Source organism: Pseudomonas sp. St316 (assembly GCF_018325905.1).
Classification (GTDB): Bacteria; Pseudomonadota; Gammaproteobacteria; order Pseudomonadales; family Pseudomonadaceae; genus Aquipseudomonas.
The window spans coordinates 6,387,712-6,406,171 of sequence record NZ_AP021901.1 but is presented as its reverse complement, the minus strand read 5'-3'; the positions used below and the strand labels follow the sequence as shown (position 1 = coordinate 6,406,171).

General features: G+C 62.7%; 22 protein-coding genes. 8 read left to right on the top strand and 14 right to left on the bottom strand.

Annotated features, from left to right (window positions below):
- Window positions 1–4: 4 nt before the first annotated feature.
- The 3 genes from rsmD to KI237_RS28575 are packed head-to-tail and all read right to left on the bottom strand — an operon-like array spanning window position 5 to window position 3,454.
- Window positions 5–616: a 16S rRNA (guanine(966)-N(2))-methyltransferase RsmD gene (rsmD, locus tag KI237_RS28585; protein WP_212798001.1), complete on the bottom strand. Its 612-nt coding sequence runs from the start codon at window positions 614–616 to the stop codon at window positions 5–7.
- On the bottom strand, window positions 616–2,106 hold the full coding sequence (locus tag KI237_RS28580) for a M16 family metallopeptidase (protein WP_212798000.1): 1,491 nt from the start codon (window positions 2,104–2,106) through the stop codon (window positions 616–618). The genes rsmD and KI237_RS28580 overlap by 1 nt, the downstream gene beginning before the upstream one ends.
- Window positions 2,099–3,454, bottom strand: coding sequence for a M16 family metallopeptidase (locus KI237_RS28575; RefSeq protein ID WP_212797999.1), 1,356 nt, complete (start codon window positions 3,452–3,454; stop codon window positions 2,099–2,101). The genes KI237_RS28580 and KI237_RS28575 overlap by 8 nt, the downstream gene beginning before the upstream one ends.
- Before the next feature lie 344 nt (window positions 3,455–3,798).
- Between KI237_RS28575 and ftsY the strand changes: the two genes are divergently transcribed.
- The 4 genes from ftsY (at window position 3,799) to rpoH (ending at window position 7,888) form a co-directional block, all read left to right on the top strand.
- On the top strand, window positions 3,799–5,232 hold the full coding sequence (ftsY, locus tag KI237_RS28570) for a signal recognition particle-docking protein FtsY (protein ID WP_212797998.1): 1,434 nt from the start codon (window positions 3,799–3,801) through the stop codon (window positions 5,230–5,232).
- Window positions 5,229–5,900 carry a cell division ATP-binding protein FtsE gene (gene ftsE / locus KI237_RS28565; RefSeq protein WP_003177474.1) on the top strand — a complete coding sequence of 224 codons (672 nt, stop codon included), beginning with the start codon at window positions 5,229–5,231 and terminating at the stop codon, window positions 5,898–5,900. Before ftsY ends, ftsE begins: the two co-directional genes overlap by 4 nt.
- Window positions 5,897–6,919, top strand: coding sequence for a permease-like cell division protein FtsX (ftsX, locus tag KI237_RS28560; RefSeq protein WP_212797997.1), 1,023 nt, complete (start codon window positions 5,897–5,899; stop codon window positions 6,917–6,919). The genes ftsE and ftsX overlap by 4 nt, the downstream gene beginning before the upstream one ends.
- 114 nt (window positions 6,920–7,033) lie before the next feature.
- Window positions 7,034–7,888, top strand: coding sequence for an RNA polymerase sigma factor RpoH (rpoH, locus tag KI237_RS28555; RefSeq protein ID WP_003177476.1), 855 nt, complete (start codon window positions 7,034–7,036; stop codon window positions 7,886–7,888).
- A gap of 302 nt (window positions 7,889–8,190) precedes the next feature.
- Here the strand turns inward: rpoH and mtgA are convergent, their stop codons facing one another.
- Window positions 8,191–8,913, bottom strand: a complete 723-nt coding sequence (gene mtgA, locus KI237_RS28550) for a monofunctional biosynthetic peptidoglycan transglycosylase (RefSeq protein WP_212797996.1) — start codon at window positions 8,911–8,913, stop codon at window positions 8,191–8,193.
- Window positions 8,914–8,986: 73 nt separating this feature from the next.
- Here mtgA and KI237_RS28545 point away from each other — a divergent pair, with 73 nt between their 5' ends.
- The 4 genes from KI237_RS28545 to trmB all read left to right on the top strand — a co-directional run bounded on the left by KI237_RS28545 (window position 8,987) and on the right by trmB (window position 11,243).
- Window positions 8,987–9,367 (top strand): DUF423 domain-containing protein, encoded by a 381-nt coding sequence (locus KI237_RS28545; protein ID WP_212797995.1) that lies wholly within the window; start codon window positions 8,987–8,989, stop codon window positions 9,365–9,367.
- Between the two features lie 91 nt (window positions 9,368–9,458).
- A complete protein-coding gene (thiS, locus tag KI237_RS28540; RefSeq protein WP_018609493.1) occupies window positions 9,459–9,659 on the top strand; it encodes a sulfur carrier protein ThiS in 201 nt (66 codons plus the stop codon).
- A 54-nt stretch (window positions 9,660–9,713) separates the two neighbouring features.
- Window positions 9,714–10,508, top strand: coding sequence for a thiazole synthase (locus KI237_RS28535; RefSeq protein ID WP_003177480.1), 795 nt, complete (start codon window positions 9,714–9,716; stop codon window positions 10,506–10,508).
- A 9-nt stretch (window positions 10,509–10,517) separates the two neighbouring features.
- Window positions 10,518–11,243, top strand: coding sequence for a tRNA (guanosine(46)-N7)-methyltransferase TrmB (trmB, locus tag KI237_RS28530; RefSeq protein ID WP_014340682.1), 726 nt, complete (start codon window positions 10,518–10,520; stop codon window positions 11,241–11,243).
- A gap of 165 nt (window positions 11,244–11,408) precedes the next feature.
- On the opposite strand, the gene KI237_RS28525 is transcribed toward trmB, so the two are convergent.
- The 10 genes from KI237_RS28525 to KI237_RS28480 form a co-directional block, all read right to left on the bottom strand.
- On the bottom strand, window positions 11,409–11,732 hold the full coding sequence (locus tag KI237_RS28525) for a DUF3392 domain-containing protein (RefSeq protein ID WP_212797994.1): 324 nt from the start codon (window positions 11,730–11,732) through the stop codon (window positions 11,409–11,411).
- Between the two features lie 18 nt (window positions 11,733–11,750).
- Window positions 11,751–12,950: a radical SAM family heme chaperone HemW gene (hemW, locus tag KI237_RS28520; RefSeq protein ID WP_249410674.1), complete on the bottom strand. Its 1,200-nt coding sequence runs from the start codon at window positions 12,948–12,950 to the stop codon at window positions 11,751–11,753.
- On the bottom strand, window positions 12,947–13,543 hold the full coding sequence (rdgB, locus tag KI237_RS28515) for an RdgB/HAM1 family non-canonical purine NTP pyrophosphatase (RefSeq protein WP_212797993.1): 597 nt from the start codon (window positions 13,541–13,543) through the stop codon (window positions 12,947–12,949). The genes hemW and rdgB overlap by 4 nt, the downstream gene beginning before the upstream one ends.
- Window positions 13,540–13,974, bottom strand: a complete 435-nt coding sequence (locus tag KI237_RS28510) for a DUF4426 domain-containing protein (RefSeq protein WP_212797992.1) — start codon at window positions 13,972–13,974, stop codon at window positions 13,540–13,542. The genes rdgB and KI237_RS28510 overlap by 4 nt, the downstream gene beginning before the upstream one ends.
- Window positions 13,975–13,999: 25 nt before the next feature.
- The gene (gene metW / locus KI237_RS28505; protein WP_212797991.1) at window positions 14,000–14,620 is read right to left on the bottom strand and encodes a methionine biosynthesis protein MetW; all 621 of its coding nucleotides are present in this window, start codon (window positions 14,618–14,620) and stop codon (window positions 14,000–14,002) included.
- Window positions 14,621–14,627: 7 nt separating this feature from the next.
- Window positions 14,628–15,767 carry a homoserine O-succinyltransferase MetX gene (gene metX, locus KI237_RS28500; protein WP_212797990.1) on the bottom strand — a complete coding sequence of 380 codons (1,140 nt, stop codon included), beginning with the start codon at window positions 15,765–15,767 and terminating at the stop codon, window positions 14,628–14,630.
- A 246-nt stretch (window positions 15,768–16,013) separates the two neighbouring features.
- On the bottom strand, window positions 16,014–16,307 hold the full coding sequence (locus tag KI237_RS28495; RefSeq protein WP_212797989.1) for a DUF167 domain-containing protein: 294 nt from the start codon (window positions 16,305–16,307) through the stop codon (window positions 16,014–16,016).
- Between the two features lie 5 nt (window positions 16,308–16,312).
- Window positions 16,313–16,903 (bottom strand): YggT family protein, encoded by a 591-nt coding sequence (locus tag KI237_RS28490; protein WP_212797988.1) that lies wholly within the window; start codon window positions 16,901–16,903, stop codon window positions 16,313–16,315.
- Window positions 16,904–16,913: 10 nt separating this feature from the next.
- Window positions 16,914–17,732 (bottom strand): pyrroline-5-carboxylate reductase, encoded by an 819-nt coding sequence (gene proC, locus KI237_RS28485; protein ID WP_212797987.1) that lies wholly within the window; start codon window positions 17,730–17,732, stop codon window positions 16,914–16,916.
- A gap of 35 nt (window positions 17,733–17,767) precedes the next feature.
- Window positions 17,768–18,454, bottom strand: a complete 687-nt coding sequence (locus tag KI237_RS28480) for a YggS family pyridoxal phosphate-dependent enzyme (protein WP_212797986.1) — start codon at window positions 18,452–18,454, stop codon at window positions 17,768–17,770.
- Window positions 18,455–18,460: the final 6 nt, after the last annotated feature.

Here is an 18,460-nt window from a genome sequence, read left to right as displayed (position 1 = left end):
CGGTTCAGCCAATGTCCTTTGGCAAACGCTGCCACAACGCGTAATACACCCGTCCGGATTTCTGCTCGCGGTGCAAGCGCCAGTTGCCCGGCAAGCCCAGGGTGGACGGGGCAGCCTCGCTTTCAGTGTAGACCCAGGCATCCTCGGCCAGCCACTGACGTTCCTCAAGTAAAGCGCAAACCGTCGGCAACAGGTTCTGGTTGAAAGGCGGGTCGAGGAACACCAGGTTGAAAGGCGTCGCCGGTTGGCTGTCCAGGTAGCGCAGTGCGTCGGCGGTCTGCACCTGACCGACGGTGCAGCGCAGTGTGCCCAGGTGTTCTTTCAGGCTGGAGACTGCCAGGTTGCTGGCGTCCAGCGCCTGGCCCATGGCGGCGCCACGGGACAGGGCTTCGAGAAACAGCGCGCCGCTGCCGGCGAACGGGTCGAGCACCCGGGCGCCTGCTACATAGGGTGCGAGCCAGTTGAACAGGGTTTCGCGCACGCGGTCCGGGGTGGGGCGCAGGCCCGGGGCATCCGGGAAGCTCAGGCGCCGGCTGCGCCATTCGCCGCCGATGATGCGCAACTGGTTCACCCCGTTGTGCACAGGTTTCTTGCTGGAAGTCGATGGGCGGGCCATTAGTGCTCCGGAACCCCGAGCGGCTGCTCGGCAGGTTTGTCAGTGGGGGGCGGCAGCGGCTTTTGCGGCACGCTCGGGCCAGCGGTGACGATGACCATTTTGTCGATGCTCAGGTGCTTGTTCAGCGCGGCCTTGACCTGCTCGACCGTCAGTTCCTGGGACTGACGCATGAAGTCCTCCAGGTAGCTCAGCGGCAAGTCATAGAAACCCATGGCGCCGAGCTGGCCGACGATGTCGGCATTGCTGGCGGTGGACAGCGGGAAACTGCCGGCCAACTCACGCTTGGCGTCATCGAGTTCTTTCTGGGTCGGACCGTTCTTGAGGTAGTCGGCGAACACGTCCTGCACCAGTTTCAAGGTGCCCTCGCTCATCTCTGCACGGGTTTGCAGGTTGATCATGAACGGACCGCGAGCCTGCATCGCCGTGAAGCCGGAATAGACGCCGTAGGTCAGGCCGCGTTTTTCGCGAACTTCAGTCATCAGCCGCGTGCCGAAGCCACCGCCGCCGAGGACCTGGTTGCCCAAGGACACTGCGGCATAGTCCGGATCGTCGCGGTCGATGCCCAGTTGCGCGAGCATCAGGTTGGTCTGCTTGGACGGAAATTCGATGTGGCCGATGCTCGCCTTCGGCTCCACTGGCGGCGGGGTTTTCGCCAGGGCCGGGCCTTTGGGTAGCGCAGCGGATACCTGGTTGGCCATCGCTTCGGCTTCGGCGCGGGACAAGTCCCCCACCAGTGCGATCACGGCGTTGCCGGCGGCGTAGGCCTTGGCGTGGAAAGCCCGGGCCTGGGCCAGAGTGATCGGTGGAATGCTGTCGGCGGTGCCGTCGCTGGAATGGGCATAAGGATGATCGCCGTACAGGCGCTTCATCAGTTCCAGGCCGGCCAGTTTGCCGGGATTCTGTTTCTGGTATTCGAAGCCGGCGAGCATCTGGTTCTTGATGCGGGCGAAGGAGTCGGCAGGGAAGGTCGGTTTGCCGACGACTTCGGCGAACAGCTTCAAGGCCGGCTCCCGCTTGTCGGCGGCGCTGAGGCTGCGCAGGGACGCCACGGCCATGTCCCGGTAGGCGCCGTTGCCGAAGTCCGCGCCGAGGCTTTCGAAGCCTTGGGCAATGGCGCTGACGTCCTTGCCGGCCACGCCCTCGTTGAGCATGGCGTTGGTCAGCAGCGCAAGGCCGGGGGCATCGCCGTCCTGGCTGCTGCCGGCGGCGAAGGTCAGGCGCAGGTCGAACATTGGCAATTCCCGGGCTTCGACGAACAGCACCTTGGCGCCGTCAGCGGTTTTCCAGGTTTGCACGTCGAGCTGGCGGTGGCTGGGGGCTTTACCGTCCAGTTCCGCCAACGATTGCAGCTTGTTGCCGGACTTGGCGTTATCCAATGCCTGGCTGGCGGTGACGTCGTTGGTCGGCGACAGATAGAACGCCAGGGAGCCGGTCAGGGCGATGAGCGCCAGGCCGATCAGCACCGGGCGCCGTGATTTGCGCTCACTCATGAGCTTTCTCCTCGGGCAGGACATGCGCAACGCTCAGGCGCGAGCGGGTGAAATATAGCTGGGCTGCCTTCTGGATATCTTGCGGGGTCACGCTTTGCAGTTCAGCGAGTTCGGTGTCCATCAGCTTCCAGGACAAACCGACGGTCTCCAGCTGGCCGATGGCGGTGGCCTGGCTGGTGATCGAGTCGCGCTCATACACCAGGCCGGCGATGACCTGGGCGCGGACGCGCTCCAGCTCTTCGGCAGTCGGCGCAGTAGTTTTCAACTGTTCGAGCAAGCGCCACAGACCGGCTTCGGCCTGGGCAATGGTTTTGTTTTTCTGCGTGTTGGGCGTCGCCGACAACGTGAACAGCGTGTCGCCACGAGTGTAGGCGTCGTAGCCCGACGAACCGCCGGACACCAGCTCTTCGCCGCGCTCCAGCTGCGTTGGGATCCGCCCGCTGTAGCCGCCGTCCAACAGGGCCGAGATCAGCCGCAGCGCGTTGACTGAACCCTTGTCCGTCGCGGTGGCGATGCTGGGCACATTGAAGGCCAGCATCACGCTGGGCAGTTGGGTCTGCACATGCAGGGTGATCTGGCGCTCGCCGGGTTCGGCCAGCTCCAGGGGGATTTTCGCGACGGGCACCTTGCGCCGTGCAATCGGGCCGAAATAGCGCTGGGCCAGGGATTTGACCTCGTCCGGCGTCACGTCGCCGACCACCACCAGGGTCGCGTTGTTCGGGGTGTACCAGGATTCGTACCAGTGACGCAGCTCCTCGACAGTCATCCGGTCCAGGTCGGCCATCCAGCCGATGGTCGGCGTGTGGTAGCCGCTGGCCGGGTAAGCCATGGCCTTGAAGCGTTCGTAGGCCTTGGACATGGGCTTGTCGTCGGTGCGCATGCGGCGCTCTTCCTTGATCACCTCGATCTCGCGGCTGAACTCCTCCGGCGGCAGGCGCAGGCTGGCCATGCGGTCGGCTTCCAGTTCGAAAGCCACGCCCAGGCGGTCTCGGGCCAGTACCTGGTAATAGGCGGTGAAGTCATCGCTGGTGAAGGCGTTCTCTTCGGCACCGAGGTCGCGCAGGATCAGCGAAGCTTCGCCGGGACCGATTTTTTCACTGCCCTTGAACATCATGTGCTCAAGGGCGTGGGACAAACCGGTCTGGCCTGGCGTTTCGTAGCTGGAGCCAACCTTGTACCAGACCTGGGAGACCACCACCGGCGCACGATGGTCTTCGCGCACGACGACCTTCAGGCCGTTGTCGAGGGTAAATTCGTGGGTGGGTTGTGGGTCGGCAGCCAAGGCTGAAAAGGGCAGACAAACTGTGCTGAGCAGCAGGCCTGCGGCGCGGCGGGCAAGAGCATTCATTCGTGTTTAAACCTGTTGGGTTGCCCGCTAGGTCTTAGCGTCGGCGGGCGAGAGGGTGCTAGGATAACGGTCCGTTTTACTGGCGGCCACGCCTATCGGGCCTTTTATCGGCCCGGGGTTGTCTGGGTTCCCCGGAGAAATGTCGGGTTTGCTCGTTGATCCCGGCGTTTTCGCCGATGATGCCGTACCAGTCCTTCGAAAAAATCGACTTTGGGGTGTCCTTGGGACGCCTCGACAAAATGTTGCGCGTGAACAAGCTGGATGAAACGCAGTCTGTTCAGCATTGAATATTTATCACCGAGGCGCCCTTGTGGCGCGTCGCTACCGTGAGATAGCCGTCCTCCATGTTTGGTTCCAACGACGACAAGAAGACCCCAGCTGCGGCTGGCGAGAAAAAAGGCCTGTTCGGATGGCTGCGCAAGAAGTCGCAGGAAACCGCCGTCGAGCAGCCTCAACCGCTACCTGAACCCGCCGCCGAGGCAGTGGCCGAAGAAACCGCGCCCATCGTCCTGCCGATTGCCGAGCCGGTGCTGCAACCGGTCGAGGCTGAGACTGTTGTTGAGCCGGTGGTCGAGCCGCCGCTGACCCCGCCTGCCGAGCATACCCCCTGGCTGACCTTGCCGGTGGCGGAAGAGCCGGTCGCGTTGGTCGAGGAAACGGCGCCCCATATCACCCCGCCGATTCCAGCACCGATGCAGGTTGTCGAGGCGCCAGTCGTCGACGCGGTCATTGAGCCGCCAGCCGCCGTGGTTGAGCCCGTGGTTGCGCAATCCGCCCCCGAGCCGACACCTGCCCTGCTGGAAACCATCGCCCCCGTCGAGCCCGTCCGTAGCGCCGAAGAAAACAAGGTCGGCTTCTTCGCCCGCCTCAAGCAGGGGCTGTCCAAGACCAGCGCCAGCATCGGCGAAGGCATGGCCAGCCTGTTCCTGGGCAAGAAAGTCATCGATGACGAATTGTTCGAAGACATCGAGACCCGCCTGTTGACCGCCGACGTCGGTGTCGAGGCCACCTCGGTGATCATCCAGAGCCTGACCCAGAAGGTCGCGCGTAAACAGCTGACCGACGCCGATGCGCTGTACAAATCCCTGCAAGGCGAGCTGACCAGTCTGCTCAAGCCGGTGGAAAAACCGCTGGTGATCGCCTCGCAGAACAAGCCGTTCGTGATTCTGGTCGTCGGTGTCAACGGTGCTGGCAAGACCACTACCATCGGCAAGTTGGCCAAGAAGCTGCAGCTCGAAGGCAAGAAAGTCATGCTGGCCGCGGGCGACACCTTCCGCGCCGCCGCGGTCGAACAGCTGCAAGTGTGGGGCGAGCGTAACAAGATCCCAGTGATCGCCCAGCACACCGGCGCCGATTCCGCTTCGGTGATCTTCGATGCCGTGCAGGCCGCCAAGGCCCGCGGCATCGATGTGCTGATCGCCGACACGGCCGGTCGCCTGCACACCAAAGACAACCTGATGGAAGAATTGAAGAAGGTGCGCCGGGTGATCGGCAAGCTCGACGCCGACGCACCTCACGAAGTGCTGCTGGTGCTGGACGCCGGTACCGGCCAGAACGCCATCAACCAGGCCAAGCAATTCAACCAGACCGTCGAACTGACCGGGCTGGCGCTGACCAAGCTCGACGGCACCGCCAAGGGCGGGGTGATTTTCGCCCTGGCCAAGCAGTTCGGCCTGCCCATTCGCTATATCGGCGTGGGTGAAGGCATCGACGACTTGCGCACCTTTGAAGCCGAGCCCTTTGTCCAGGCACTGTTTGCCGAGCGGGAGCATTCATGATTCGTTTCGAACAGGTCGGTAAACGCTATCCGAACGGTCACGTCGGCTTGCATGAGCTGAGCTTTCGGGTCCGTCGGGGCGAGTTTCTGTTTGTCACCGGCCATTCCGGCGCCGGTAAAAGTACCTTGCTGCGCCTGCTGCTGGCGATGGAGCGGCCCTCCACCGGCAAACTGCTGCTGGCCGGCCAGGACCTGAGCACCATCAGCAATGCCCAGATCCCTTACCTGCGCCGGCAGATCGGCGTGGTATTCCAGAATCACCAGTTGCTGTTCGATCGCACGGTGTTCAACAACGTGGCGTTGCCATTGCAGATCCTTGGCCTGTCCAAGGCCGAGATCATCAAGCGTGTGGACTCGGCCCTGGAGCGTGTGGCCCTGTCGGACAAGACCGACTTGTACCCGGGCGACCTGTCCACCGGCCAGCAACAACGCGTCGGCATCGCCCGCGCTATCGTCCATCGCCCGGCCTTGCTGTTGGCGGACGAACCCACCGGTAACCTCGACCCGCGCCTGGCGGCGGAGATCATGGGCGTATTCGAAGACATCAACCGCCTGGGCACCAGCGTGCTGATTGCCAGTCACGACCTGGCGTTGATCGCGCGCATGCGTCACCGCATGCTCACCTTGCAGCGCGGTCGATTGATCGGTGACGGGGAGGCTGGCGTATGAGTGCGACTCGCAGCCCGAAAGTGGCCGAACGCGTGGCTCCGAAGGCCTCCGATCCGCAGCCGCAAAAGAAAAAACGCGACGATGACGACGGCCCGGACTTCTCCACGCTGCTGCGCGCCTGGATCGAAAGCCATCGCGCCAGTCTGCTGGACAGCCTGCGGCGCCTGGGCAAGCAACCCATTGGCAGCTTCTTTACTTGCATGGTGATGGCGGTTGCCCTGAGTCTGCCCATGGGCCTGTCATTATTGCTAAATAATGTGGAGCGCCTGGGCGGTTCCTGGCAGCGCGCGGCGCAGATTTCCCTGTACCTGCAGATGGACGCGAGCCCCGGCGAAGGCCAGGCGTTGCGCGAGCAGATCAAGGCCATGCCGGGCGTGGCCGATGCCGAATACATCGGGCGCGAGCAGGCGCTTGAAGAGTTCCAGCAGCAGTCCGGCCTGGGCGAAGCCCTCAAGGAGCTGCCGGAGAACCCGCTGCCGGGCGTGGTGCTGGTGACGCCAAATGAAGTCGACAAGCCGACCCTTGAAGCATTAAGACAAAGACTTTCCGAGTTGCCGAAGGTACAACAGGCGCAACTTGATCTAGTCTGGGTCGAGCGTCTTGCGGCGATCCTCAAGCTCGGCGACCGGTTTGTCTTCGGTCTGACGGTGCTGCTGGTTTCTGCATTACTTTTGGTGATAGGCAATACCATTCGTCTTCATATTGAAAACCGCCGCACCGAGATAGAAGTGATTAAACTCGTCGGCGGTACGGACAGTTATGTACGCAGGCCCTTCCTTTATATGGGCGCGCTGTATGGCTTCGGTGCCGGGATTCTGTCCTGGGGTGTATTGGCGTTCGGCCTGGACTGGCTGAACGATGCGGTAACGGGGCTGGCCGGTTTGTACGGCAGTGATTTCTCGCTGGCTGGCGTGCCAGTCGCCGACGGTCTGTCGCTCTTGCTTGGCGCGGTGCTGTTGGGTTATATCGGTGCATGGATTGCGGTCGCACGCCACTTACGTGAGCTTGCGCCAAAATAAGTGTTTTTTTGCGTGTATTGACCTTTCATTTTTTGTGGGAACTTGTCCTAGGGTTCCCGGTCAATTTTCGCAGTGCTGAACTGCACGAGTTATGTGAGTCGGAGGTTTTTTCGTATGACCACTTCTTTGCAACCTGCTTATGCTCTGGTCCCGGGTGCGAACCTGGAGGCCTACGTGCACACGGTGAACAGCATTCCATTGCTGACCCCCGAGCAGGAGCGTGAACTGGCCGAGAGTCTCTATTATGAGCAGGATCTTGAGGCGGCTCGGCAGATGGTGCTCGCCCACCTGCGTTTTGTCGTACATATCGCCCGCAGCTATTCCGGCTACGGGCTGGCCCAGGCCGACCTGATCCAGGAAGGCAACGTCGGCCTGATGAAGGCGGTCAAGCGTTTCAACCCGGAAATGGGCGTGCGCCTGGTGTCGTTTGCGGTGCACTGGATCAAGGCGGAAATCCACGAGTTCATCCTGCGCAACTGGCGCATCGTGAAAGTCGCGACCACCAAGGCCCAGCGCAAGCTGTTCTTCAACCTGCGCAGCCAGAAGAAACGCCTGGCCTGGCTGAACAACGAAGAAGTCCATCGTGTTGCCGAAAGCCTGGGTGTAGAGCCTCGGGAAGTGCGCGAGATGGAAAGCCGCCTGACCGGCCATGACATGGCCTTCGACCCGGCCGCCGAAGCGGACGACGACAGCGCTTTCCAATCGCCGGCCAACTACCTGGAAGACCACCGGTACGACCCGGCGCGTCAACTGGAAGACGCCGACTGGAGCGACAACTCCAACACCAACCTGCACGAAGCCCTGGAAGTGCTGGACGAACGCAGCCGTGACATCCTCTACCAGCGCTGGCTGGCCGAGGAAAAAGCCACGCTGCACGACCTGGCGCAGAAGTACAACGTGTCGGCCGAGCGGATTCGTCAGCTTGAGAAGAGCGCGATGAACAAGCTCAAGGTATCGATTGCGGCTTGACCGGCGCAACGGCAATGAAAAGCGCCCCGATCAGCGATGATCGGGGCGTTTTCATGTGTACGCTATATTGGATTCGATGCAGCCCCCTGTGGGAGCGAGCTTGCAGCCCCGCAAACTGACCCACCGCTATCGCGAGAAAGCTCGCTCCCGCATGGGGTCGCGGGTGCGGCATCTGGGCACGACACAAAAACCTGTGGGAGCGAGCTTGCTCGCGATGGCGTCGGCACAGCCAACAGCACCGCAAACTGATCCACCGCTATCGCGAGCAAGCTCGCTCCCACAGGGGGCTTTCAGTGTTGCAGCTACTGGGCCCAGGGCGCACGCCGCGAATCGTTGAGTTCCAGCAGATAACTGTCGCCGCCCAACTGGCTCATCTGCTGGCGAATCCAACTCGCCCGCCGCAGTACGTAAGGGCTCGGCCGGCTGGCGCTCCACTTGCGCGGATTCGGCAGGACTGCCGCCAGCAGGCTCGCCTGTTGCCGGGACAGGCCGTCTGCGCTGACCCTGAAATGGTGGCGCGCTGCGGCTTCAGCCCCGAACACACCGTCATCCCACTCGACACTGTTGAGGTACACCTCCAGGATGCGCTGCTTGGGCCAGAACACTTCGATCAGCGCGGTGAACCAGGCTTCCAGGCCCTTGCGCAGCCAGCTGCGGCCCGACCACAGGAACAGGTTCTTGGACACTTGCTGGCTGAGGGTACTGGCGCCGCGAATCGAGCCGCCACGTTCATTGTGGGCGAACGCGGCCTGGATCGCGCCGATGTCGAAACCCCAATGTTCAGGGAATTTCTGGTCCTCGCCGGCGATCACCGCCACCTTGAGGTTGTCGGAGATCTGGTCCCAGGGCTGCCAGGTGCGTTGCAGGTCGATCGGCTCGCCGCCGAACCAGGATTCAACCTTGCGCTCGATCATCAGCGCCGTGAACGGCGGCGGCACCACTCGAAACAACAGCACGAGCACAACGCTGCCAACGGCGAACCAGAGCAGGGCTTTAAGGAATCGTCGAAACAATGAACGCAGCATAGAGATGGCTTGGCCGAACCGGTCGAGCGGGCCATTATACAGACCCTGTCCACCGCGTCTGATTGGAGTTCTCATGCTGCGTAGCTTTCTGATGCTGGCTGCTTTTTTCGGCTTCACCGGCGTGGCACTGGGGGCGTTTGCCGCCCACGCCCTGAAAAACCGTCTGAGCGCCGATTACCTGGCGATTTTCCACACCGGCGTCACCTATCAACTGGTGCACACATTGGCCCTGCTGGGCGTTGCGCTGCTGGCCACGCACATTCCCGGGCGCATCGTCACCTGGGCCGGAATTTCATTTGTGGTTGGCATCCTGTTGTTCTCCGGCAGCCTGTACCTGCTGACCCTCACGGGTGTCAGCAAGCTGGGCATCATCACGCCGTTTGGCGGTGTGGCGTTCCTGATCGGCTGGCTGTGCCTGGGGCTTGCGGCGTGGCGCCTACAACTTGCCGCTTGAAGCTTGCCACTTGTAGCTGACCAAGGGGCTTGGGTCACCCGGACCGATCGGGCTAGAATGCCAGCCCCTAAAAATGATGGCGGCATCCGGCATGCGCATTCAGTTGAACGGCGAACCCCTTGATCTGCCCGACGGTGAAACCGTTGCGGCCCTGCTGACCCGTCTGGAACTCACCGGACGCCGCGTCGCGGTGGAGCTCAATCTGGATATCGTCCCGCGCAGCCAGCACGCCGAAACCACGTTGAACGATGGCGACAGCGTTGAAGTGGTCCACGCCATCGGCGGCGGCTAGTCGCCTCGGTTTCGCAGCATTTCGCAAGAACCTCACCCCAACAGAGGATTTCCCATGAGCATCGTTCGTAGCGACAAGCCCTTCGTCCTGGCCGGTCGTACCTACCAGTCGCGTTTGCTGGTAGGCACCGGCAAGTACCGCGACATGGAAGAAACCCGCCTGGCCATCGAGGCCTCGGGCGCCGAAATCGTGACCGTCGCTGTGCGCCGGACCAACATCGGCCAGAACCCGGGCGAACCGAACCTGCTGGATATCCTGCCGCCGGACCGCTACACCATCCTGCCGAACACCGCTGGTTGCTTCGATGCTATCGAGGCCGTGCGCACCTGCCGCCTGGCCCGTGAGCTGCTCGATGGCCACAACCTGGTGAAGTTGGAAGTGCTGGCCGACCAGAAAACCCTGTTCCCCAACGTGATCGAAACCCTCAAGGCCGCTGAAACTTTGGTCAAGGAAGGCTTCGACGTGATGGTCTACACCAGCGATGACCCGATCATCGCCCGTCAATTGGCGGAAATCGGCTGCATCGCGGTCATGCCACTGGCCGGGCTGATCGGCACAGGCTTGGGGATCTGCAACCCGTACAACCTGCAGATCATCCTTGAAGAAGCCAAGATCCCGGTGTTGGTGGATGCCGGTGTTGGTACCGCTTCCGACGCCACCATCGCCATGGAACTGGGGTGCGAAGCGGTGCTGATGAACTCGGCCATCGCCCACGCCCAGCAGCCGATCCTGATGGCCGAAGCCATGAAGCACGCCATCGTCGCTGGTCGCCTGGCGTACCTGGCCGGCCGCATGCCGAAAAAACTTTACGCCAGCGCCTCCTCGCCGCTGGATGGTCTGATCAAGTAAGAGCCATTGATGACTGAATCGAACGACACGCCGGTCCTGCCGGAAGAAGGCGAAGAGCGCCAGCACCGCCGCATCAAGAGTTTCGTGATGCGCGCCGGGCGTATGACTGAAGGCCAGCAGCGCGGCCTGGAGCAGGGCGCGCCGCTGTTTGTCCTGCCGCTTGCCGATGCACCGGTGGATTTTGACCAGGTCTTCGGCCGCTCGGCCCCGCGCTCGCTGGAAATCGGCTTCGGCATGGGCCATTCGTTGCTGGAAATGGCCGCCGCTTCGCCGGAGCAGGATTTCATCGGGGTGGAAGTCCACCGTCCCGGTGTCGGTGCACTGCTCAACGGCGTGCTGACCCAAGGGCTGACCAACCTGCGGGTCTACGATTGCGACGCCATCGAAGTGCTCAACCGCTGCGTGGCCGACAACAGCCTTGACCGGCTGATGCTGTTCTTCCCGGATCCTTGGCACAAAAGCCGTCACCACAAGCGCCGTATCGTCCAGGCGTCGTTCGCTGAACTGGTGCGCAGCAAGTTGAAGGTCGGCGGTGTACTGCACATGGCCACCGACTGGGAACCCTACGCCGAATACATGCTGGAAGTGATGAACGTCGCCCCGGGCTATCGCAACCTGGCCGAGGACGGCAAATGCGTCCCTCGCCCGGCCGAGCGGCCGATCACCAAGTTCGAGCGCCGTGGCGAACGCCTTGGGCATGGGGTTTGGGATTTGAAGTTCGAGAAGGTGGCGTAGGCATCACGCAATACTCAATGTGGGAGCTGAGCTTCTGTGGGAGCAAGGCTTGCCCGCGATAGCAGCGCCTCGGCACCCACTTGAACCCCGAGTTGCCTGCATCGCGAGCAAGCTTTGCTCCCACAAAGCCGTGCTCCCACATTTCGGTTTGCGGCGTATTGAAGTTCAGCGACGATCCGCGACTACGCCAATCAACACCAGCACCACCAACAAAACCGGCGCCAGGCTGTAGTTATTGAACTGGCTCAAGCCCCTGACGACCCACGGCGTGGCGTAGATCAGTGCCGCGCCGCTGCCTATCATGCACAGCAGGGCGATCAGCGGGACGCGCAAGGCGCCGGCGATGCTGCCCAGGCGTTGTTCGACCCAGCCCTTGAGATCGGCACCAAACAGCACCAGCAGGCAGCCTACCAATGCCAGGGAGATTTCCGATAGGTTGCTGCGGCTCCAGCGGGACACGGTGGCCAGCAGGTCGAGTACCAGATCCATTCGATTTCCTTGTGTTGATCAGCTCAGAAATGTCTGCAGCAAGTCGTTGAGAAACAGCTGTCCGCGCTCGGTCGCCGCCAGACGTGACGGTTCGACCTGCAACAACCCGCTTTGTTCGGCCTCGCGCCGGCCTTCGACCAGGCTTTGCAGGGGCAGGCCGGTGCGCTCCGGGTACAGCCGCGCTTCAACACCTGCGGTCAGGCGCAGGGCGTTCATCAGGAACTCGAACGGCAGCTCTTCATTGGCCAGGGTTTTCTCGCCAGCCAAGAAGCGTTTTGCCGGGTTGAGATAGTCCTTGGGCAGGCGGGTCTTCCACGTGCGCACGATGCGCCCGTCCGGATGGCTGAGCTTGCCGTGGGCGCCGGCACCGATGCCGATGAAGTCGCCGAAGCTCCAGTAATTGAGGTTATGCCGCGCCGCCCGGCCGGGTTGGGCGTAGGCCGAAACCTCGTATTGGGCGTAGCCGTGTTCGGCCAGCAAGGCTTGCCCGGCCTCCTGGATGTCCCACAGCGTGTCGTCTTCGGGCAATGTCGGCGGCTGGTTCCAGAACACCGTGTTCGGTTCCAGCGTCAGCTGGTACCAGGACAAATGGGTCGGCTTCAAGGCGATGGCCTGGCGCAGGTCGCTCAAGGCGTCTTCCAGGGACTGGTCGGGCAACCCGTGCATCAGGTCCAGGTTGAAATTGTCGAAACCGGCCTGGCGGGCCATGCCGGCGGCGCGCACCGCCTCGTCGCCGTTGTGGATCCGGCCCAGGGCTTCGAGCTTGGCTTGCTGGAAACTCTGGATGCCGATGGACAGGCGATTGATGCCCAAGGCCCGGTAAGCGACGAATTTTTCTTGCTCGAAGGTACCGGGGTTGGCTTCCAGGGTGATTTCAATGTCCTGGGCGAACGGTATCCGCGCTTCCACACCCTTGAGCAATCGCCCCAGGGCTTGGGCACTGAACAGGCTCGGGGTGCCGCCACCGAAAAAGATCGAGCTCAACGGGCGACCATAAACCGCGTGCAAATCCTGGTCGAGGTCGGCCAGCAAGGCGTCGACATACTCCTCTTCCGGCAACTGCGGGCTGGCGGTGTGGGAGTTGAAGTCGCAATACGGGCATTTGCGCACGCACCACGGGATGTGGATGTACAGCGCCAGGGGCGGCAGCACCGGCAGCGGCGCCCGAGGCGTTTGTACACCGCCATGAATCAGCGGCGCGGGAGCGTCATCGATCATTGCAGGCCCAGGCGTTGACGCAGCAGGGCCATGGCGCGGGCGCGATGGCTCAGTTGGTTCTTTTCCACCGGCCCCAGCTCGGCGCTGGAGCAATTGCGCTCCGGCACCCAGAACAACGGGTCATAGCCGAAACCGTGCTCGCCGCGGGCTTCGGTGAGCATGCGCCCGTGCCACAAGCCTTCGCAAAGGATCGGCAACGGATCGTCGGCATGGCGCACCAGGGCTAGCACGCACACGAACTGCGCGCCACGCTCGGCCTCAGGTACGTCCTTGAGGGCGTCGAGCAGCTTGGCGTTGTTCGCCGCGTCACCTTTGCCGTCGGCGTAGCGGGCCGAGTAAATGCCCGGCGCGCCGCCCAGGAAGTCCACCGCCAGCCCGGAATCGTCGGCCAGCGCCGGCAGGCCCGAGATGCGTGCGGCATTGCGGGCTTTGAGGATGGCGTTCTCGACGAACGACAGGCCGGTCTCTTCCGGTTCCACCTGGCTGAACTCGCCAATCGAGCGCAACTGCACAGACCCGCCGAGCATGGCCTGCAGTTCCTTGAGTTTGCCGGCGTTGTGGCTGGCCAGTACAAGTTGGGTGAAATTGATCATTGGCCCGGGAACAGTTCCTGGTTGAAGTTGATGGTGTTGATCTTGTCGCCGGTTTGCACCTTGATCTCGAAGGTGCGGGTTTCCTGCTGGGGCACCGGGTACTGGGCGATGTAGTAGATCGCGCCTTGCTCGGTCACCTGCTTGAATTGCAGGGGGACGCTCTGGCTGGTGAGGTCTTTCACCGTGCCGCTGACCTGGGCCATCAAGGGCTTGCCATCCTTGAGCACCGAGATGTTGATCACGCCCTGCTGCTTGCTGCGAATCAGCTCGGCGGCCTTGGCGATGTCCGGTGTCAGGAAGGTGGAGTTGAACGTGTTGTAGTGCACGGTGACATCACCGAACACTTCCTTGCGCTCAGCCTTGATGACATCGGCGGCCATGGCGCCAACGCTCAGGCAAGCGGTGATGAGAAACAACGCTAGACGTTTCATGTCGTGCTCCTGGATAAGGCCGGGTTCACACCGCGACCTGATGATCGGCAAGGCCTGGGCTGCTGACCCGATAGATGCCTATTTCACCTAACAGATTAGGCCATAGCTTGCTGGCCCACCCGTGGCGGTGCTGTTGGTCTACCGCCAGGCGATCGATGACCTTGGCCTGGCGTTCGCGGCACAGCGCCTCGAAGTCCTCAAAGGTGCAGAAGTGAATGTTTGGCGTGTTGTACCAGGTGTAGGGCAGGAAATCCGACACCGGCATGCGGCCCTTGCTCGCCAGGTACCACCGGCAACGCCAATGGCCGAAGTTGGGGAAGGTGATGATGCATTGGCGTCCGACCCGCAGCATTTCGTCGAGGATCTTGTCCGGGTAGTGCACCGCCTGCAGCGCCTGGGTCATGACCACGACGTCGAAACTGTTGCTGGCGAAGTTGCCCAGGCCTTTGTCCAGGTCCTGCTCGATGACATTGATGCCCTTGGCGACGCACTCGGCGATGTTGTCCGGGTCGTTTTCCAGGCCGTAGCCGCTGACTTGCTTGTTGTCCCGCAGCCAGGTCAGCAGTTCGCCGTTGCCGCAGCCCAGGTCGAGCACGCGGCTGCCGGCGGGGATCCATTCCTGGATGATTTCCAGATCGGCTCTCATGGCGTCCTCACAGCGTTATACGGTTCATGTAGTTGCCGAACGCCTGCAGGTAGCGCGGGATCGGGATCAAAAAGGCGTCGTGACCCTGGGGCGCGTCGATTTCCAGGTAGCAGACGTCCTTGCGCGCGGCCATCAGCGCGTCCACCAGCTCCCGCGAGCGCGCCGGGGAGAAGCGCCAGTCGGTGGTGAATGACATCACGCAGAACTTGGCGGTGGCGTTGGCGAAGGTTTTCGCCAGGTCATCGTCGAAGTTTGCCGCCGGATCGAAGTAGTCCAGCGCCTTGGTCATCAACAGGTAGGTGTTGGCGTCGAAACGCCCGGAAAATTCCTCGCCCTGATAACGCAGGTAGCTCTCGACCTGGAACTCGACGCTGTGGAAGTCGTAGTTGAGCTTCTCGCTCTTGAGGCCACGGCCGAATTTCTCGCCCATGGAGTCGTCGGACAGGTAGGTGATGTGCCCGACCATCCGCGCCAGCATCAGCCCGCGCTTGGGGATCACGCCGTGTTCCTGGAACGAGCCGCCATGGAATTCCGGGTCCGTGAGGATCGCCTGGCGCGCCACTTCGTTGAAGGCGATGTTCTGCGCCGACAGCTTGGGCGCCGAGGCGATTGCCAGGCAGTGGCGCACGCGGTCCGGGTAGGTGATGGTCCATTGCAGGGCCTGCATGCCCCCCAGGCTGCCACCGATCACGGCTGCCCACTGGCCAATACCGAGGCGGTCGGCCAGGCGTGCCTGGCTGTGAACCCAGTCTTCCACGGTCAGCACCGGGAAATCGGCACCGAAAGGTTTGCCGGTGTCCGGGTTGAGGCTGCTGGGGCCGGTGGAGCCGTTGCAACCGCCCAGGTTGTTCAGGCTGACCACGAAGAACTTGCTGGTGTCGATGGGCTTGCCCGGGCCGATGCAGCTATCCCACCAGCCGGGCTTGCGGTCGTCGATGCTGTGGTAGCCGGCGGCGTGGTGATGCCCCGACAAGGCGTGGCAAATCAGCACGGCATTGCTCGCCGTGGCATTGAGGGTACCGTAGGTCTCGTAGATCAGGTCATAGGCTGGCAACGAACGGCCGCAGGCCAGGGCCAGGGGCTCGCTGAAATGCGCCATTTGCGGCGTCACCAGACCAACGGAATCGGGGGGAAAGGCAGCTGGCATCGACCCTGCTCGCGTTGAAATGAGGCGTAAGTCTAAAGACCGCTGTGGCAGGCAGCAAGCAAAGGCGCCGCTGATTGTCCGCCGTTGTTTTTGTGGCGAGGGAGCTTGCTCCCGCTGGGGCGCGAAGCGGCCCTGAAAGCAGGGGGGGCTGCCAGTCATTGTGCGTTGCCTGTTTGGGGCGGCTTCGCAACCCAGCGGGAGCAAGCTCCCTCGCCACAGGTTGACCATGCCCCGATCCAAGCCGGATCAGGCTGGCCGGACGAGGCCCGGCAACTCCGGCAGTTTCTTCGGCGAATGAATGCGCACCCGTTTCTGCCGGTTCAATTCGCCGCTGACCAGGCTGACCTGGCTCTTGGACACGCCAAACGCCTTGGCCAGGAACCCCATCAGGTACGCGTTGGCCTTGCCCTCGACTGGCGGGGCGGTGAGGCGGATCTTCAGGCGGTCACCGTGCAGCCCGGCGAAATCATCGCTGCGGGCTGCCGGTTGCAGGTGACACTCCAGGACCAGGTCGTCGCCATCCCAGCGAAAGTAGCTCACGTGGGTCAGATCAGCAGGCGCAGGATTTCCGGCATCATGGTGATCGCCGCCAGGTTGTTGATCACCAGCATGTCGATCAGCTTGAGCACCATGAACGCCAGGATCGGCGAGATATCCAGGCCGCCCAGGTTCGGCACGATGCGGCGAAACGGCGCCAGGGCCGGCTCGCAGATCTGGTTCACCAGCTCGGCGCCCGGGTTATGGCTGCCTGGCGCGACCCACGACAGGATCACGCTGATGATCATGGCAAAGAAGAAAATCTTCAGGAACAGCGCGGTCACGCCAATGATCGACCAGATCAGCAGTTGCAGCGGGTTGCCGGTGGTGCCGTAGGTCAGCAGCAGGGTCAGGGCCATCAGCGCCAGTTGCACCAGGATCGCCAGCACCAGCGACGACATGTCCAGGCCGAACAGGCTCGGGATGATCCGGCGCAGGGGCTTGAGCAGCGGCTGGGTGGCCTTGACGATGAACTGGCACAGCGGGTTGTAGAAGTTGGCGCGCACCAGTTGCAGCACGAAGCGCAGCAGCACGATCAGCAGGTACAGGCTGCCAAGGGTTTGCAGCACGTAGACCGCTGCGGTGTTCAATCCAATCATGAATGGCTCCTTATTGACCCAGTTGTTCGGCCATTTCGGCCGAGCGGTGCGCGGCGGCGCCGAGTGCTTTTTCCACCAGGGCTTCGAAGCCCCCGGCCTGGAACGATTTGATGGCCGCTTCGGTGGTGCCGGCCGGCGAGGTTACGCGGCGACGCAGCTCGGCCGCATCGACGTCGCTGGACACCACCATGTGGGCCGCGCCAAGGGCGGTCTGCGCCGTCAGCTTCGCGGCGATCTCACGGGGCAGGCCGAGTTTCTCGCCGGCGGCGGTCATGGCCTCCACCAGCAGGAAGAAGTACGCCGGGCCGGAGCCGGAGACGGCGGTGACGGCGTCCAGTTGCTGTTCGGTGTCCAGCCACAGTGCCAGGCCGACAGCTGACAGCAGCTCCTCGGCCTGCTGGCGTTGTGCTGTGGACACCTGGGCCGTGGCGAACAGGCCGCTGACACCCTGGCGCAGCAGTGCCGGGGTGTTGGGCATGCAGCGTACGATCGGCTGCTCGCCGAGCCAGTTGTTCATGCTGGCGCACGTGATGCCGGCGGCAATCGAGACCACCAGTTGATGAGGCTTGAGGCTTGGACGCAGGGCTTCGCAGACGGTTTTCATCGCTTGCGGCTTGACCGCCAGTACGATGACGTGGGCGCCGTCGATGGCCTGGGCGTTGTCGGCGAAGGTTTCGATGCCGTGTTCGGCGCTCACCCGGGTGCGGGTCTCTTCCCCCGGATCGCTGGCGCGGATCAGCGAAGCGTCCAGGCCCTTGGCCCGCAGGCCGCCGATCAGGCTGGCGGCCATGTTGCCGGCGCCGATGAAGGCAATACGCGTGTTGCTCATGACAGGTCCTTATAAAGAGATGAGTCGGCCATGTTTCAGGGGTGACCGTAGTCGCGGGCACCAAACAGGGCCGTACCGATGCGAACCCAGGTGGCGCCCTGGGCAATGGCCGACTCAAGATCGTGGCTCATGCCCATGGAAAGGGTGTCCAGCGGCAGTGCCAGGCTGGCTTGCAGGCGTTGGACAGCGGCGAAGGCAGCATCCTGGGCGGCGCGGTCTTCGGTGGGTTCGGGAATCGCCATCAACCCGCGCAGTTTCAGGCGGGGCAGGGCGTTGATGGCGCTGGCCAGGGCAGGCAGGTCCGCTGGGGTGCAGCCGGATTTGCTGGCTTCACCGCTGACGTTGACCTGAATGCAGATGTTCAGCGGTGGCAAGTCGGCCGGACGCTGCTCGGACAGGCGCTGTGCAATTTTCAAGCGATCCACGGAATGCACCCAGTCGAAATGTTCGGCGATAGCGCGCGTCTTGTTCGATTGAATGGGGCCGATGAAGTGCCAGATCAAGGGCAGGTCGGTCAGTTCGAGCTGTTTGCCCAAGGCTTCTTGCAGGTAGTTCTCGCCGAAGTCCCGCAGGCCGGCGGCATAGGCTTCGCGCAGGGCCTGGACGGGTTTGGTCTTGCTCACGGCCAGCAGCTGGACACTGTGTTCGGCACGCTGGGCGGCCTGCTCCGCAGCGCGGATGCGCGAACTAACCTGAGCGATGTTGTCTGCTATCGTGGACATAAAGAA

Bases quoted from the DNA above. Each gene is read 5' to 3' on its own strand.
- rsmD (WP_212798001.1), bottom strand. From the start codon at position 616: ATGGCCCGCCCATCGACTTCCAGCAAGAAACCTGTGCACAACGGGGTG.
- KI237_RS28580 (WP_212798000.1), bottom strand. From the start codon at position 2,106: ATGAGTGAGCGCAAATCACGGCGCCCGGTGCTGATCGGCCTGGCGCTC.
- KI237_RS28575 (WP_212797999.1), bottom strand. From the start codon at position 3,454: ATGAATGCTCTTGCCCGCCGCGCCGCAGGCCTGCTGCTCAGCACAGTT.
- ftsY (WP_212797998.1), top strand. From the start codon at position 3,799: ATGTTTGGTTCCAACGACGACAAGAAGACCCCAGCTGCGGCTGGCGAG.
- ftsE (WP_003177474.1), top strand. From the start codon at position 5,229: ATGATTCGTTTCGAACAGGTCGGTAAACGCTATCCGAACGGTCACGTC.
- ftsX (WP_212797997.1), top strand. From the start codon at position 5,897: ATGAGTGCGACTCGCAGCCCGAAAGTGGCCGAACGCGTGGCTCCGAAG.
- rpoH (WP_003177476.1), top strand. From the start codon at position 7,034: ATGACCACTTCTTTGCAACCTGCTTATGCTCTGGTCCCGGGTGCGAAC.
- mtgA (WP_212797996.1), bottom strand. From the start codon at position 8,913: ATGCTGCGTTCATTGTTTCGACGATTCCTTAAAGCCCTGCTCTGGTTC.
- KI237_RS28545 (WP_212797995.1), top strand. From the start codon at position 8,987: ATGCTGCGTAGCTTTCTGATGCTGGCTGCTTTTTTCGGCTTCACCGGC.
- thiS (WP_018609493.1), top strand. From the start codon at position 9,459: ATGCGCATTCAGTTGAACGGCGAACCCCTTGATCTGCCCGACGGTGAA.
- KI237_RS28535 (WP_003177480.1), top strand. From the start codon at position 9,714: ATGAGCATCGTTCGTAGCGACAAGCCCTTCGTCCTGGCCGGTCGTACC.
- trmB (WP_014340682.1), top strand. From the start codon at position 10,518: ATGACTGAATCGAACGACACGCCGGTCCTGCCGGAAGAAGGCGAAGAG.
- KI237_RS28525 (WP_212797994.1), bottom strand. From the start codon at position 11,732: ATGGATCTGGTACTCGACCTGCTGGCCACCGTGTCCCGCTGGAGCCGC.
- hemW (WP_249410674.1), bottom strand. From the start codon at position 12,950: ATGATCGATGACGCTCCCGCGCCGCTGATTCATGGCGGTGTACAAACG.
- rdgB (WP_212797993.1), bottom strand. From the start codon at position 13,543: ATGATCAATTTCACCCAACTTGTACTGGCCAGCCACAACGCCGGCAAA.
- KI237_RS28510 (WP_212797992.1), bottom strand. From the start codon at position 13,974: ATGAAACGTCTAGCGTTGTTTCTCATCACCGCTTGCCTGAGCGTTGGC.
- metW (WP_212797991.1), bottom strand. From the start codon at position 14,620: ATGAGAGCCGATCTGGAAATCATCCAGGAATGGATCCCCGCCGGCAGC.
- metX (WP_212797990.1), bottom strand. From the start codon at position 15,767: ATGCCAGCTGCCTTTCCCCCCGATTCCGTTGGTCTGGTGACGCCGCAA.
- KI237_RS28490 (WP_212797988.1), bottom strand. From the start codon at position 16,903: ATGATTGGATTGAACACCGCAGCGGTCTACGTGCTGCAAACCCTTGGC.
- proC (WP_212797987.1), bottom strand. From the start codon at position 17,732: ATGAGCAACACGCGTATTGCCTTCATCGGCGCCGGCAACATGGCCGCC.
- KI237_RS28480 (WP_212797986.1), bottom strand. From the start codon at position 18,454: ATGTCCACGATAGCAGACAACATCGCTCAGGTTAGTTCGCGCATCCGC.